This is a genomic window from Pseudoalteromonas sp. SCSIO 43101 (assembly GCF_023650775.1).
Lineage (GTDB): Bacteria > Pseudomonadota > Gammaproteobacteria > Enterobacterales > Alteromonadaceae > Pseudoalteromonas > Pseudoalteromonas apostichopi.
The window spans coordinates 3,093,082-3,107,159 of record NZ_CP072673.1 but is presented as its reverse complement, the minus strand read 5'-3'; the positions used below and the strand labels follow the sequence as shown (position 1 = coordinate 3,107,159).

15 protein-coding genes and 1 other RNA gene are annotated in these 14,078 nt (G+C 42.2%); 10 read left to right on the top strand and 6 right to left on the bottom strand.

Going from position 1 to position 14,078, the window contains the following annotated elements; genetic code table 11:
• Positions 1–14 precede the first annotated feature (14 nt).
• The gene (locus tag J8Z25_RS14405) at positions 15–461 is read left to right on the top strand and encodes an REP-associated tyrosine transposase (protein ID WP_250661255.1); all 447 of its coding nucleotides are present in this window, start codon (positions 15–17) and stop codon (positions 459–461) included.
• Between the two features lie 198 nt (positions 462–659).
• Here the strand turns inward: J8Z25_RS14405 and yjgA are convergent, their stop codons facing one another.
• Positions 660–1,181 (bottom strand): ribosome biogenesis factor YjgA, encoded by a 522-nt coding sequence (gene yjgA / locus J8Z25_RS14400; RefSeq protein WP_130050508.1) that lies wholly within the window; start codon positions 1,179–1,181, stop codon positions 660–662.
• A gap of 137 nt (positions 1,182–1,318) precedes the next feature.
• Between yjgA and pmbA the strand changes: the two genes are divergently transcribed.
• The gene (pmbA, locus tag J8Z25_RS14395) at positions 1,319–2,656 is read left to right on the top strand and encodes a metalloprotease PmbA (protein ID WP_130050509.1); all 1,338 of its coding nucleotides are present in this window, start codon (positions 1,319–1,321) and stop codon (positions 2,654–2,656) included.
• 55 nt (positions 2,657–2,711) lie between these two features.
• On the opposite strand, the gene J8Z25_RS14390 is transcribed toward pmbA, so the two are convergent.
• Positions 2,712–4,037, bottom strand: a complete 1,326-nt coding sequence (locus J8Z25_RS14390; protein ID WP_250661254.1) for an IS4 family transposase — start codon at positions 4,035–4,037, stop codon at positions 2,712–2,714.
• A 200-nt stretch (positions 4,038–4,237) separates the two neighbouring features.
• On the opposite strand from J8Z25_RS14390, the gene J8Z25_RS14385 reads away from it, so the two are divergent.
• From J8Z25_RS14385 to J8Z25_RS14360, 6 genes are all read left to right on the top strand, one after another.
• Positions 4,238–4,654: a VOC family protein gene (locus J8Z25_RS14385; protein WP_250661253.1), complete on the top strand. Its 417-nt coding sequence runs from the start codon at positions 4,238–4,240 to the stop codon at positions 4,652–4,654.
• A gap of 672 nt (positions 4,655–5,326) precedes the next feature.
• A complete protein-coding gene (petA, locus tag J8Z25_RS14380; protein WP_063702692.1) occupies positions 5,327–5,917 on the top strand; it encodes a ubiquinol-cytochrome c reductase iron-sulfur subunit in 591 nt (196 codons plus the stop codon).
• Positions 5,917–7,182: a cytochrome b gene (locus tag J8Z25_RS14375; RefSeq protein WP_130050511.1), complete on the top strand. Its 1,266-nt coding sequence runs from the start codon at positions 5,917–5,919 to the stop codon at positions 7,180–7,182. The genes petA and J8Z25_RS14375 overlap by 1 nt, the downstream gene beginning before the upstream one ends.
• A complete protein-coding gene (locus J8Z25_RS14370; RefSeq protein WP_130050512.1) occupies positions 7,179–7,916 on the top strand; it encodes a cytochrome c1 in 738 nt (245 codons plus the stop codon). The genes J8Z25_RS14375 and J8Z25_RS14370 overlap by 4 nt, the downstream gene beginning before the upstream one ends.
• A 79-nt stretch (positions 7,917–7,995) precedes the next feature.
• On the top strand, positions 7,996–8,622 hold the full coding sequence (sspA, locus tag J8Z25_RS14365; protein ID WP_054554181.1) for a stringent starvation protein SspA: 627 nt from the start codon (positions 7,996–7,998) through the stop codon (positions 8,620–8,622).
• Positions 8,622–9,062 (top strand): ClpXP protease specificity-enhancing factor, encoded by a 441-nt coding sequence (locus J8Z25_RS14360; RefSeq protein WP_130050513.1) that lies wholly within the window; start codon positions 8,622–8,624, stop codon positions 9,060–9,062. The genes sspA and J8Z25_RS14360 overlap by 1 nt, the downstream gene beginning before the upstream one ends.
• Before the next feature lie 64 nt (positions 9,063–9,126).
• Here the strand turns inward: J8Z25_RS14360 and dolP are convergent, their stop codons facing one another.
• Genes dolP through J8Z25_RS14340 form a run of 4 tightly spaced genes read right to left on the bottom strand, consistent with a single transcriptional unit; the run spans position 9,127 to position 12,601 of the window.
• Complete coding sequence (gene dolP, locus J8Z25_RS14355; protein WP_130050514.1) at positions 9,127–9,693, bottom strand: division/outer membrane stress-associated lipid-binding lipoprotein; 567 nt, start codon at positions 9,691–9,693, stop codon at positions 9,127–9,129.
• Positions 9,693–10,280 carry an SIS domain-containing protein gene (locus J8Z25_RS14350; protein WP_130050515.1) on the bottom strand — a complete coding sequence of 196 codons (588 nt, stop codon included), beginning with the start codon at positions 10,278–10,280 and terminating at the stop codon, positions 9,693–9,695. The genes dolP and J8Z25_RS14350 overlap by 1 nt, the downstream gene beginning before the upstream one ends.
• Before the next feature lie 32 nt (positions 10,281–10,312).
• Positions 10,313–10,684, bottom strand: coding sequence for a YraN family protein (locus J8Z25_RS14345; protein ID WP_250661252.1), 372 nt, complete (start codon positions 10,682–10,684; stop codon positions 10,313–10,315).
• A 39-nt stretch (positions 10,685–10,723) separates the two neighbouring features.
• Positions 10,724–12,601 (bottom strand): penicillin-binding protein activator, encoded by a 1,878-nt coding sequence (locus tag J8Z25_RS14340; protein WP_250661251.1) that lies wholly within the window; start codon positions 12,599–12,601, stop codon positions 10,724–10,726.
• A gap of 61 nt (positions 12,602–12,662) precedes the next feature.
• Here J8Z25_RS14340 and rsmI point away from each other — a divergent pair, with 61 nt between their 5' ends.
• Complete coding sequence (gene rsmI, locus J8Z25_RS14335) at positions 12,663–13,520, top strand: 16S rRNA (cytidine(1402)-2'-O)-methyltransferase (protein ID WP_167658643.1); 858 nt, start codon at positions 12,663–12,665, stop codon at positions 13,518–13,520.
• 42 nt (positions 13,521–13,562) lie between these two features.
• Positions 13,563–13,914: RNase P RNA component class A (gene rnpB, locus J8Z25_RS14330), an RNA gene on the top strand.
• The last annotated feature ends 164 nt before the right edge of the window (positions 13,915–14,078 follow it).

Sequence of the window (14,078 nt, the reverse complement as noted above, 5' to 3'; positions counted from 1 at the left end):
GGATTGATAGGTTTATGTTTTCGTCAAGGAAGAGACTTAAAGGGCGTACCTCACATTCAAATTGCTATTATTCAGTAACACTTTGTTGTGAGAATCGAGTACCTATATTTGCCAACTACTCATATGCAGTTGATGCTTCCAAAGCAATTTACTATTTAGAAGATAAAGTAGAGACAATCTGCTTTGTCCTCATGCCAGATCATTTGCATTGGATATTTCAACTTCGCCCTCAGCAAAACTTATCAGCAGTAATTAAGCTGTATAAAAGCATGGTAACCATGTCTATTCGTAAGAGAAAGGGGCGTAAAGACGTGGTCTGGCAAAGTAATTTTTATGATCATCAAATCAGAGATGAAAACGACCTAATACATCAAGCTCGATATGTAGTGGCAAACCCTCTACGCGCAAAATTAGTTAAGCACGTTGGCGATAACCCGTTTTGGAATTGTATTTGGTTGTAGGCGAGAAACTTTTTTCGCGCGATGGTTGGGTATTGTGTGATGTTTCAGACGCGTTAAGCAAGTGTGACGCCTACGTTTGATGTAGGCGTGAAATTTATTTCGCGCGGAGTTTGAGTATTGCGTGATGTTTAAGACGCCCGAAGCAAGCGTGACGCCTACATTTGATGTAGGCGTGAAATTTATTTCGCGCGAAGGAGATTAAACCATAATCGCATCTTTTAGATACTGGAATAACTCTTTGTAACCTTTGGCAGGCTTTTCTGCTTTCACTTCTTTTGCGGCGCTACGCACTAATTGGCGCATTTTTTGGCGCTCAAGAGCAGGGTATTGATCAATTGTTGAATTGATCAACTCATCACCTTGTTTGATCAGATTGTCGCGCAGAGTTTCGATTTTGTTCATCAAAACATCGGCTTGATTGTTTTTGTTAAGCATGATGTCGATCATTGCTTGGATTTCATCAACGTTTTCTGTTGTACGTAATACTTTTGCGATGTAGTTTAAGTTACGACGATAAGCATCACTTTTATCACTGACTTTATCCGAAACAACTAACGCTTCTTTTAATTCATGATTGAGTGGCAAACGATCGCGTTGCTTTTTCGGCATTTTTGCGATTTCAGCACCCAAACCATGATATTGCATGGCTTCACGTTTTAATTCGCTTTTTGATACGTAAATAATTTCTTCTTCAATTAGTGGCTTTTTCTTCTTCGCCATAAGGATGCTCATTCAGTAAACTTAACTATTCACTATTATACGTCATTTAGTTAATGATTAATATTAGCTGATGCACGTCTCTCAGTGTGTTAGCATTCGCTACACTATAAAAAATATCAGAACCTAGGACACACAAGATGAAAGATCCTATTTATCAACACATTTCTGAAGTGAAAGACGCGGTAAGCGAAGTACTGGAGCATGCAAAAAAGTTAGGTGCTACTGCGGCTGAAGCGGCAATGTCGAGTACTTCAGGTTTGTCTGTCAGCACGCGCATGGGTGAAGTTGAAACAATAGAGTTTAACCAAGATGGTGGCTTAGGTATCAGTGTTTATGTCGGTAATAACAAAGGCTCTGCATCTACAGCCGATTTAAACCCTAAAACATTACGTACAGTGGTAGAAAAAGCCATTGATATTGCTAAGTTCACTTCTGACGACCCATTTAATGGCATCGCTGATAAAGAGTTGCTTGAGTTTGCACCGCAAGATTTAGATTTATACCACCCGTGGGAAGTAAGCCCAGAGCAAGGTATTGAGCTTTGCCATCAAGCAGAGCAAGCTGCGCTGAATGCCGATGAGCGCATTGTAAATTCGGATGGTGCGAGTTTTTCTTCTCACCAAGGTTTACGTGTTTATGGTAACAGCCATGGTATGATTGCAGGTTACCCGCGCACTCGCCATAGCATTAGCACTATGGTGATTGGTAAAGAAGGCGAGCAAATGCAGCGCGACTCGGCTTATACCGTAGCGCGTCATAAAGATGATTTGAATGACGCTGCAAAAGTAGGCCTAGAAGCGGCAACAGAAACTTTGGCTAAGCTTAATAGCCAAAAGCTTGGAACCATGAAAGTGCCTGTTATCTTCAGAGCAGATATTGCTAACTCATTATTTGGCCACTTAGTGTCGGCGATTGGTGGTGGAGCGCTTTATCGTAAATCAAGCTTTTTGCTTGATAGCTTAGGCACAAAAGTATTCAGTGACTGTGTGAATATCTCTGAGCGCCCACATTTATTAAAAGGCTTAGCGTCTTCACCGTTTGATGCTGAGGGTTTAAAAACTGTAGACCGTGAAATTATTCAAGGTGGTGAGCTGCAAACTTACCTTTTAGCAAGCTACGCAGCACGCAAACTGTCTATGGCACCAACGGGTCATGCTGGTGGTATTCATAACTGGCTAGTTGAGCAAACTCATGCTGACTTAAAAGCATTATTAAAAACCATGGGGACAGGTTTATTAGTAACTGAACTTATGGGTCAAGGTGTAAATACCGTAACTGGTGATTACTCGCGTGGTGCGGCTGGTTTCTGGGTCGAGAATGGCGAAATCCAATATCCAGTGAGTGAGATCACGATTGCTGGTAACTTAAAAGATATGTTTAAAGCGGTAGTTGGCTTAGGTGGTGACATCGAGCGTCGTGGCGGTATTCAAACAGGCTCTGTATTGATTGAACAAATGCAAGTTGCTGGTAGTTAATTCATAAATAACAAATCATTTTTAAAAGCCTCACTTTAGTGGTAACACCATTCAGTTAAGCATGTTTTGATTGAATGGTGTATCTGGTTTTAGAAATGCGAACGGTCCTACTTTTGGGCCGTTTTCTTTTTTCAGGAAGAATATAGCGTTTCACTTTCTCTCTCATCGCCTTCAACTTTTTGGGGATTGACCCGGGTGAAGCGATTGCACACCAAAGTATTTCATCTTGTATATCGCGTAGTGCCATAACGAAGCTGATCCTAAGCGGCGACACATTGGCTTCTTTTGCTATGCGACTTATCTCCACCCTGACTAGGTTATATGCTAATAATATGCCCCATAGTTCCTGCTTGATACCCTCAACTGTCTGACTTCGCAGGAGAATACTATCTTCCAGCATCTGGTGTTTTATCTCGCCATAACTATTCTCTATTTCCCAGCGCTCGAAGTAAACATCAAGAATGTCACGGGTATTAAAAGCCTTTGTGTTTTCTAGGGAGCATAATAGTCCTCTTATTTTTCCTGGCCCCATAGGCTCAGGGTACAACACCAACCTTGCTTGCCAATGCTCTGGCAATGATGGGTCCAGCTTTCTAGCGTGGGCAGATACCTTCATTTCAACTTTAAAATCATAGTCCGAATAGGTTTCGATGATGGTGTACTGCGTGTTGCCTTTAATTGGTACCATCCAGTGAGATGCCGGATGCCGAAGACGCCAGTTAATCAGTAACTCAGCGCTCAGATAGCATCGGTCAAAAATGGTTAAACTGTTGTCGCTGACATATTCTGATAACCCTTTAGCGTAGCTCACCTCTCCTTGATAGCTGGGGCCAAACGCTACGCGATGTATCAACCTGCTCCTCAATGAGCTCAACGCACACATGCGTACGATGGGATACTCGGTATGGCGTGTTTTACTATGTTTAATATAGTGAAAGTGCTCACTCAGAGCGGGTGTGTCCGCGGTACGAAACTGTGTCCCGTCGACAGAAAATAAACGTAAGCCGTTCCAAGTGTCTGAACTATCTTCTTGCTGCGTCCAGTGTGTCGCACACAGGTTGAACAGTGCTTCAAGCGGTTCACTACTCAATCGCTGCCTCGCTTGTGGAATGGCACTTGGCACAACCGTATCGCCAAGCGTCTCAGTCAGCGTTAAGTCTAGTTTCTCTACAACATCGCTAATAGGACGGTCGCGAAAGAGCCCCATCGCAACAACAAGCCAGACAACTAGCTCAGCAGGTAACTTGCGTTTGCGAATACTGGCTTTATCAGTCTGTTTAAGTACTTGGGAAATCCAATCAAGTGGAATGTGCTGTTGAAATGTAGAAAGGGAGTCAGGAGCGACAAATGTCTCCGTATCTAACAACCAATGACTAAGCAAGAAAATACCCTCATTCCAAAATAGTAATGAGGGTATTCTGAAGCCACTAAAAGATCGGTCAACTGATCTGAAAAATATAATTCCTTAACTGATCGGTGTTATCACTTTAGTGGGGCTTTTTTATTTGAAAAAGTGCTTTACCTAAACTTAACTTGAGGTTTTATCTTAGTGGTAGTTTAAAAATAAAAAGGAAAACTGCCATGTATTTAGAACACGTAAACCTTGTTGTTAGTAATGTTGATGCCATGCTGCACTTTTATAAAGCGGCATTCCCGCACTGGCGTGTGCGTAGCCAAGGCGATAGCAAGTGGTCTGGCAAACCGCGTAAATGGTTGCACTTTGGTGATGATTACCAGTATCTAGCATTAAGCGATAACGGTGAAGCTGAAAACCGTGATTTAGCAGGACATCAAGTTGGCCTTGCCCATTTTGCTTACGTGACAAACGATATTAATGCTGTCATTAAACGTCTAGTTTCAGCCGGTTATGAGATTGATAAGCACGGCCCAGACAACCCTTATCGTAAAAATGTATATTTCATTGATCCTGCAGGTTTCGAGGTGGAATTTGTCGAGTATTTCAGCGATATCCCAAGCGAAAGGAATAATGAGCTTTGAAGCTTTAAGCTAAATACGTCGTAGGAGGTTCTTCAGTGCTGAAAAAGAGATTGCTTTGCATGGCTATAGCCGTTTATATGAACTCCTCCTATTGCATGAATACCCTTCGTTAATTTTGTCAGACGGCGTACTCCTACGTTTGATATAGGCGTGAAATTTATTTCGCGCTAAGTTGTTATTTAATGCGTAATCCAGAATAGTGTTTGTAATGCCTGCTTATATCTACTAGCAAAAACCTAGCTTTTTTTCGTTCGATATTTAACCATCAGTAATAATTACTGCGTATTACAGTAAAAAAACTTCAAGATTTAGCAAAATTAGCTTAAATCCATCAGTTAATTGATGAATTTTTTTGCTACAATTGGAGGGCAAGTAATGTGAGTGAGTTCAACAACAGCTAATGCAGAATTCTGTTTCCTCTTAGTGAGGTTGATCTTGGTCAGTATATTGTTTTTTTATATGCGTTATCATAACCAGCGGCTTCATACTCGAGCTAACCTAAATTAATAATTCATTAAATAGGGTTTATTCGAGCATGAGACTGTGAATAACCTTGTTTTAATCAAGGCTTTTAATTATGATCGCGACTATTTTGAAATTTCTAAAAATTAACCTGCTGTAACTGATGTTCTCAATATGGCAAGTGTTGGGAATCATAGTGGAGATAAGTGGATGAGCAATGCGCCTGTAGACAATGGCCGACGTCGCTTTTTAACCATAGCTACCTCTGTTGTTGGTGGTGTTGGTGCGGCTGGGGCTGCTGTTCCTTTTATTGCGTCTTGGAATCCAAGTGAGCGAGCTAAATCTGCGGGTGCGCCTGTAGAAGTAGATATCAGCAAGCTTGAGCCTGGACAATTAATACGTGTTGAGTGGCGAGGAAAACCTGTTTGGGTTATTAATCGTACACCTAAAATGCTTGAACAGATGAAAGAACACGAAGGTCAACTTCGTGATCCTGCGTCTGAAGAGCCTCAACAACCTGAATCATCAACCAATGAATACCGTTCGCAACGTCCTGAGATCTTCGTTGCTGTTGGTATTTGTACGCACTTAGGTTGTTCTCCTAGCTTCCTACAAGGTGGCTTTGGTGAAAAAGTAGAGGGCACAGACGACGGTTTCTTCTGTCCGTGTCACGGTTCTAAATTTGATATGGCTGGTCGTGTATTCCAATCTGTACCTGCTCCATTAAATCTAGAAATCCCTCCATATACCTTCCTTGATGACACGACTATTTTAGTCGGTGAAGAAAAAGGAGTGGCGTAATGTTTGGTAAAATTATTGGTTGGATCGACGATCGTATTCCAATGACACGTGTTTGGAACATGCATATTGCACAGTATCCAGCACCAAAAAACTTTAACTTCTGGTACTTCTTTGGCTCACTAGCCATGTTAGTACTTGTTAACCAAATCGTAACTGGTATCTGGTTAACAATGAACTTCGTACCGTCTGCTGAAGGTGCTTTCGCATCTGTAGAATACATCATGCGTGATGTTGAATACGGTTGGTTACTTCGTTACCTTCACTCAACAGGTGCTTCAGCGTTCTTTATCGTTGTATATCTGCACATGTTCCGTGGCATGATCTACGGTTCTTACCAAAAACCACGTGAATTATTGTGGTTATTCGGTATGTTCATTTTCTTAGCGCTTATGGCTGAAGCTTTCATGGGTTACTTACTTCCTTGGGGACAAATGTCTTTCTGGGGTGCACAGGTAATCATTTCACTATTCGGTGCGATTCCGGTTATTGGTGATGATTTAACGCTTTGGATCCGTGGTGACTACGTAATTTCAGGTGCTACGCTTAACCGCTTCTTTGCACTACACGTAATTGCATTACCTTTAGTTATTGTTATCTTAGTATTCTTACACATTGTTGCACTACACGAAGTGGGTTCAAACAACCCTGACGGTGTTGAAATCAAGCGTAAGAAAGGTTCTGTAGCTGAAGAAGATAAGCCTAAATTCAAATTCCACGAGTATTACACCAACAAGAAAGACATTGTTGATGCAATCCCGTTCCACCCTTACTACACAGTGAAAGATATTGTGGGTGTGGTTGGTTTCTTAATCTTATTCTGCTGGGTTGTATTCTTTATGCCTGCGATGAATGGTTTCTTCTTAGAAGCGCCAAACTTCGAAGCAGCTAACCCACTGAAAACACCAGAGCACATTTTCCCTGTTTGGTACTTTACGCCATTCTATGCAATCCTTCGTGCAATCCCTAACAAGTTAATGGGTGTTGCGGCGATGGGTGCATCTATCGTAGTGCTTGCGTTACTACCTTGGATTGACCGTGGCTCGGTTCGTTCTATTCGTTATCGTTGTGGTTTACACAAGTTAAACATCGCACAATTTGTGGTAACTTTCGTTATCTTAGGTTGGGTTGGTGCTACTCCACAAACTGATTTCAAAACGCTGTTATCACAAATCACGACTGTGACATACTTCATGTTCTTCGTATTGTTATTTGTTTACAGCAAGAATGAGAAAACTAAGCCATTACCAACGAGGTTGACGAAATGATGAAAAAGCTAATTATCGGTTTATTCGCATTATTGCCATCGTTGACAATGGCAGCAGGTCCTTCGGTTCCTTTAATGGATGCGAACATTGACCTTAAAGATAACGCGTCTTTACAACGCGGTGCTAAATTGTTCATGAACTACTGTCTTGGTTGTCACCAAATGCAGTATCAACGTTATGAGCGTACGTTCCGCGATATCGGTATTCCTACTGAGATTGGTCAAGAGCAACTAATTTTTGATGGCTCAAAAGTTGGTAGCCACATCAAAAATGCGATTGGTAAAGATGACGCAGCTAAATGGTTTGGCGCAGCGCCACCGGACCTTACGCTTGTAGCGCGAGTTCGTGGTACTGACTGGATCTACACTTATCTGAAGTCATTCTACAAAGATGAATCTCGTCCGTTTGGCGTAAACAATATTGTTTTCCCATCGGTAGGTATGCCGCACGTTCTTCAAGAACTACAAGGTTTACCAACACCAATCACTGAAGAAGTGGAAGAACACGGTCACACTGTGACTAAAGTTGTTGGCACTGAAACAGATGGTTCTGGTGAAATGAGTGACGACGAGTACGATCGTGCTGCTCGTGACTTAACTAACTTCTTAGCTTACGTTGGCGAACCGTCACGTTTAGAGTCAGAAGCGTTAGGTCTTAAGGTAATTGGTTTCTTAGTGATTCTATTTATCTTGGCATTCATGCTGAAGAAAGAATACTGGAGAGATGTTCACTAATCCTGGGCATTTTGAAAGGTAATTTTGTGATAGGGGCTTAAGCCCCTATTGCTGTTTTTGTAATATAATGGAGGTAGGCATGGCCGTAGCTGCCAATAAGCGCCCTGTAATGACCCTGTTTTCTGGTGCTAACTGTATGTATAGCCATCAAGTACGTATCGTACTTGCTGAAAAAGGTGTAAGTGTTGACATTCACCTGGCTGAAAAGGATAACCTGCCAGAAGCACTTCATGAGATTAACCCTTACGGTACAGTACCAACACTGATCGATCGTGAGCTTGGTTTATATCAGGCAAACATCATCATGGAATACCTTGATGAACGTTTCCCTCATCCTCCACTAATGCCAGTTTATCCGGTTATGCGTGGCCGTAGTCGTCTAATGATGCATCGTATCGATACTGATTGGTATAGCCTAGCTAACAAAATCACTAGCGGTAGCAGCGAAGCTGCGCAAGCACGTAAAGAGCTTACAGAAGCGTTACTTGCAATTGCACCAATCTTCTCTGAAGCTCCTTACTTCATGAGCGAAGAGTTCAGCTTAGTTGATTGTTATTTAGCACCGCTACTTTGGCGTTTACCTGAGCTTGGCATTGAGCTTAATGGTGCTGGCGCTAAAGAGCTTAAAGAATACATGTTACGTTTATTTGAGCGTGAATCATTCCAAGCTTCACTAACTGAAGCTGAGCGTGAGATCCGTTTATAATGACGCCTAATCGTCCTTATTTACTACGCGCCTTCTTTGATTGGATTGTTGATAATCAGTGCACACCACACTTAGTGGTTAACGCTGATTTTCCTGCTGTACAAGTACCAACACAGTTTGTGCAAGACGGCCAGATCGTTTTGAACATAAGCCCATCAGCGGTAACACAATTTGCAATGGACAACCAACAACTTAGCTTTAATGCGCGTTTTGGTGGTCAACCAATGCAAGTTTACGTACCAATGGGTGCTGTGCTCGCAATTTATGCACGTGAGAATGGTGAAGGGACTGTATTTACTGCAGAAGAATTCATCGAGGACGAAGACGATTTTACTCCGGTATTAGAAAGTGTTGAAACACCTGACGATATTACGCCAGATGATGAACCACCGACAAAACCAGAGAAGAAAAAAGGTGCTCACTTACGAGTGATTAAGTAACCTTATTCAAATACAAGAAACCCGCTTATCAGCGGGTTTTTTATTATCAATTTACGGTTTGAGATTATAAATATTCAAACACTTTAATAACACGTTCAACGCCTGATACGTTACGTGCTACATCAACTGCTAAATTTGCTTCAGAGTCGCTCACTAAGCCCATTAAAAAGACTTCGCCATTCTCTGTAACTACTTTGATGTTATTACTGCTGATGCTCTCTGTGGTGAGTAATTGGGTTTTAACTTTAGAGGTAAGCCATGAGTCATGAGTTTGTGTGCTTATACCAATATTTGAACCAATGCGAATTTGGTTGTGTATCTTACGAATGCCATCAACGCCTTCGATAGCACGTTGTGCTTCGTCTTTCATTTCTTGATTGGCAACTTGACCAATCATAAGCACAATACCATTAACGCTAATGACGTTAACGTTAGCATATTTATGTAAGCGCTCATTTTCACTGATAGCAATTGAGCTTTTAATTTCGATATTGTTATCGTCGATTTGTGAACCAATTGTGCGGCGATCATTTGCGGCTGTTACAGCACCCGCTGTACCAGCCACGACAGCAGCTGCACAGCCCTGCAGCAATAAAACGGTACCAAATACAATTAAAGACTGTTTAAACATTAATTTTCTTCCTGTGGGAATAGGGTTAAATCGATAAGCTCACTTAGACAGTGTAAGTTGACTAAGTGCGACTCAACAATGCGGCTTGGGCGTTTTGAAGGCACACGAATTTCAACATCATTTGGCCCAAGTAAACCGACTAATTCACCGCCATCATCGCCAACAAGTACAATGACTTTCATATCACGAGTCAGTGCAGCTTCGACTGCTGAGATAATCTGCTTTTCATTACCATTCACCGCAATTGCTAGTAAAAGGTCACCTTGTTGTGCAAATGCTCGAATTTGTCTGGCAAAAGTTTCGTGCTCATCGTTATTTGCCGTTGAGCCTAAGTTAACTTGATCTTGTGCAAGCGCAACTGCTGGAAGACAAGGGCGCTCGGTCTCATAAAAGTTAATTAATAACCCTGCCATGTGCTGTGCCAACATATGACAGCTAGGGGTGCCACAGCATAGTAATTTATTGCCGTTAATTAGGCTTTGCGCGATGGTGAACGCTGCTGATTCAAGTGCGCTCGGAAGTACTTCACCTGCAGCTATTTGAACTTGAATATTTTCGGTAAAGATTTTTTTAATCGTTTCTTGCATAACCTACCAAATTAAGCCGACGCCAGAAGGCGTTAGTAAACATTTTTAAACCAGTTAAGGCTGCTATTAAGCTCACCCGTTATAGCGACATAATCTATCCGCATTAACTGATTTGAGATCTTTTTTTCGGCAAGATAATGGCTAATCGTTCGCCTTAATCGTTGCTGTTTTAGCTTGCTTAGCGCGTAGTTTGCGCCGCCACGAAGGGCGTTTTTCCTAAATTTTACTTCTACAAATACAAGTGTTTGCCCGTCGCGCATTATCAGGTCGAGCTCACCGTATTTACAAAAATAATTACGCTCAATGGTCTTTAAGCCATGTTGTATTAAATACTGTTCAGCCAGTTTTTCGTAATACAGGCCTTTTTCGCGGCTATTTTGCCACAATTGGTTAAACCACGACATAGCTTCATCCTTGAGCTAGTAGTATTTTGAAATAACCGTTTATTCAGCAGCGTTAATCCCAACAGCAGATTGCATGAATAGTGGAATTGGTTGCTCTGTTGCTAAATCAACAGCAATAATTTTTTTGTTCTTGTACTGTGCCCAATCTAAAGAGCGTGTTACATAACCATTGCTGGCAATGCTTAATTGACCACTAATACCACTAAAGCGTTTGCCTTGTACCATGCTCAACTGCTTTACATCACCCAACATACTGGCTGCATCGAATGCCATTGCGAATAAGCGCTGACTTATATCAGCGTTCTCTGGCCATAAACTATCGTATTGCTGGCGTAAATTATGTTGTGCAATTTGACCGTCAAGCATCCAAGGTAGTTCCGTAAAATAAAGGCCATCTAAATCGCCTTTATCGGTTCTATCGATTTGTTTACTGTGGCTTTTTGAGCTGGCATAAAGCGGAATACGATCAGCAAAAGTACTCACGTTAACGTCTAAATATGGTTTAATTAGGCGTGTTTCGGTGGCATCACCTAAAATATAAACTACATCGATATCACTGCGTGAGCGGGTTTCGCTTTCAACTTCTTGTTTAAATAATGATTTTACGACTTTTATGCGCTCTTTACTTTGGTCTACTTCTAATAGACCTGTAATAGTCTTAGGCATATCGTCTTTGTCAGAATAAAATCCGATTTGTGGTTTAACTTCGCTGTAGCGTTGCCATTGCGCATTGAAGTATTCAACTAAGCGTTGACCGTTACTGTTATTCGGTGCCAAAAGCATAGGTTTTTGATAGCCTGCAGTTAAGAAACGTTCTAAGGCTTGTTGAACTTCATGCTCAGGGTTTAATGCAAAGAAAAAATGCTGCTGAGAAATACGCTCACCATCAAAGGTGTTTAAATGCATTACCGGGTAATCAACAAGCGTTTGCGCGCTAGTCAACTTTTCAATGTTACTTTTTAATAATGGGCCAATAACAAAGTCGGCTTTAAACTCGCTGAGTTTAATTGCAATTTCTGCCGCAGATAGTGACTCATCAATAAATAATGTTTGTTCTAATGATTGTCCATCGAGGGCCGCGAGAACACCCGCTTTTAAAGCATCACCTAATCGCTCATTGGCACCTGATTGTGGAAGCAATACAGCTAGGCGTTTTACATTTAAAGGCTCAATTTGTACCAGCTCAGTTACTTTTTTTGGAAGCACTTCAGCTGCCGGGTGACCAGGGTAGCGGCGCAACCAGTTATTCATTGCTTGGTGTAATTCGACCGGCGCACCCAAATACACTTGGTGGTAAAGCGCTAGATTAACCCAACCTTGTTGTACCACAGAACCACGATTAAAGCGTTCGAGTGCGTACGAAGAAAGCTGGGTTAGGCTTTGCCATAAATCTTTATTGAGATTCGCAACGGTAAAGTTGTTTTTGCTGCTAAGTGTTGATGCCTTAAAAAAGTAAGTCATTGCTTGTTTTGGCATGCCTTGCGATGCATAAACACGCGCTGTTAAGTATTGATGCCATGCTTGATGCTCAGGTTGGCTTAACTGTGGCTCAAGTTGTTGTAATTGTGCCAGAGCTAAGTCGCTCTTACCTTGATGCTCTTGAGCTAGTGCAATATAAAGTTTGTTTTGAATTTGGTCTACGCTCGGAGTCGCTTCTAATTCAAGGCAGACCTTTTCTAAAAGTGACCAGCGCTCTTCGCTAATGGCAGCATCTCGTGCAGTGTATAAAAGCTGAATTTTATCAGCACCGTGACGATTTAGTGCCGCTTGGTACATAGATTGTGCGTCGGTTAGTTGTGATTGAGCCATACTCGATTGGCTCGATTGATTTTCTGTATTATTTCGTTGTTTTTCGGTTGTGCTACAAGCCGATAACCCTGACAATACAATTAATAGACTAACAAGTTTAAGTCGCACAATGATTTCCCGATACGTTAACGCGATTTGCTTATATTACTGACTGACGCAGGAGACCTCAATGTTAAATGAGGACAATTCAGATAAAATCGGCACTCTTTACATTGTTGCCACGCCTATTGGTAACTTTGACGACATCAGCCAGCGTGCCATTCAAACCCTATCTGAGGTTGACTTAATAGCCGCTGAAGATACTCGTCACACAGGAAAGTTGTTAAGCCATTTTAATATCAAAGCAAAAACCTTTGCTTTACATGACCATAACGAGAAACAAAAAGCGCAACAAATTGTTGATTGGCTAGAGCAAGGAATGAATATTGCTCTGGTATCTGACGCCGGCACGCCACTTATCAGCGACCCAGGTTATGCGGTAGTCAATTTATGCCGTGAACAGGGCGCGCATGTCACGCCAGTACCGGGGGCATGTGCAGCAATTACCGCTGTATGTTGTTCTGGTTTACCGACAGACCGCTTTCAGTTTATTGGTTTTACACCTGCAAAGAGTAAAGCAAGGCAAACCTTTTTTATCGAAGCGGTAAACTCAGGTATTACTAGTATCATGTATGAAAGTACCCACCGTATTATGGCGAGCCTTGATGATTTAGAGGAAGCACTCGGTACAGAGCAGCCTGTAGTGTTTGCAAAAGAGCTAACTAAAACCTTCGAAACCTTTTTCAATGGCACTGTTGCCGAGCTAAAACAGTTTTTAACGGATGATCCAACTAAGCAGCGCGGCGAAATCGTATTGATGTTACCGGGTAAGGTAAAGCAAAGTGATGATATTCCAGAAGATGCGCGTCGTATGCTAGGTTTGCTTGAAGCTGAAATGCCACTGAAAAAAGCTTGCGGTGTGGTGGCTGAGTATTTTGGTTTGAAGAAAAACGCACTTTATAAAGCAATTATTGACGAAAAAGACTAATTCTTTACTGCATAGACGTGCGCGCTCAGGTATACTGCGCGCCGAGTCAGCCGAGATAATCGCTGCCTGCAACGAAAATGCGCAGGGGGAGGAAAGTCCGGGCTCCACAGGGCAGGGTGCCAGCTAACGGCTGGGGGGCGCGAGCCTACGACAAGTGCAGCAGAGAGGAGACCGCCAACTTCGGTTGGTAAGGGTGAAAGGGTGCGGTAAGAGCGCACCGGGCCACTGGTAACAGTTGGTTGCAAGGTAAACTCCACCCGGAGCAAGACCAAATAGGGTTCCTTATGGCGTGGCCCACGTTGGAACCGGGTAGGTTGCTTGAGCCATAGAGCAATTTATGGCCTAGACGAATGATTATCCACGACAGAACCCGGCTTATTGGCTGACTCACCAAATTATACAAGAGCCTCGGTATTTACCGAGGCTTTTTGTTTTTAGGGTGGAGAAAATCCACTCCGCGCATATAAAACAGCGGCTTATTGGCTGACTCACTAAATTAAAGAAAGCCCACAGTGAAAACTGTGGGCTTTTTGTTTTTTGGGCGGAGAAAATCCACTC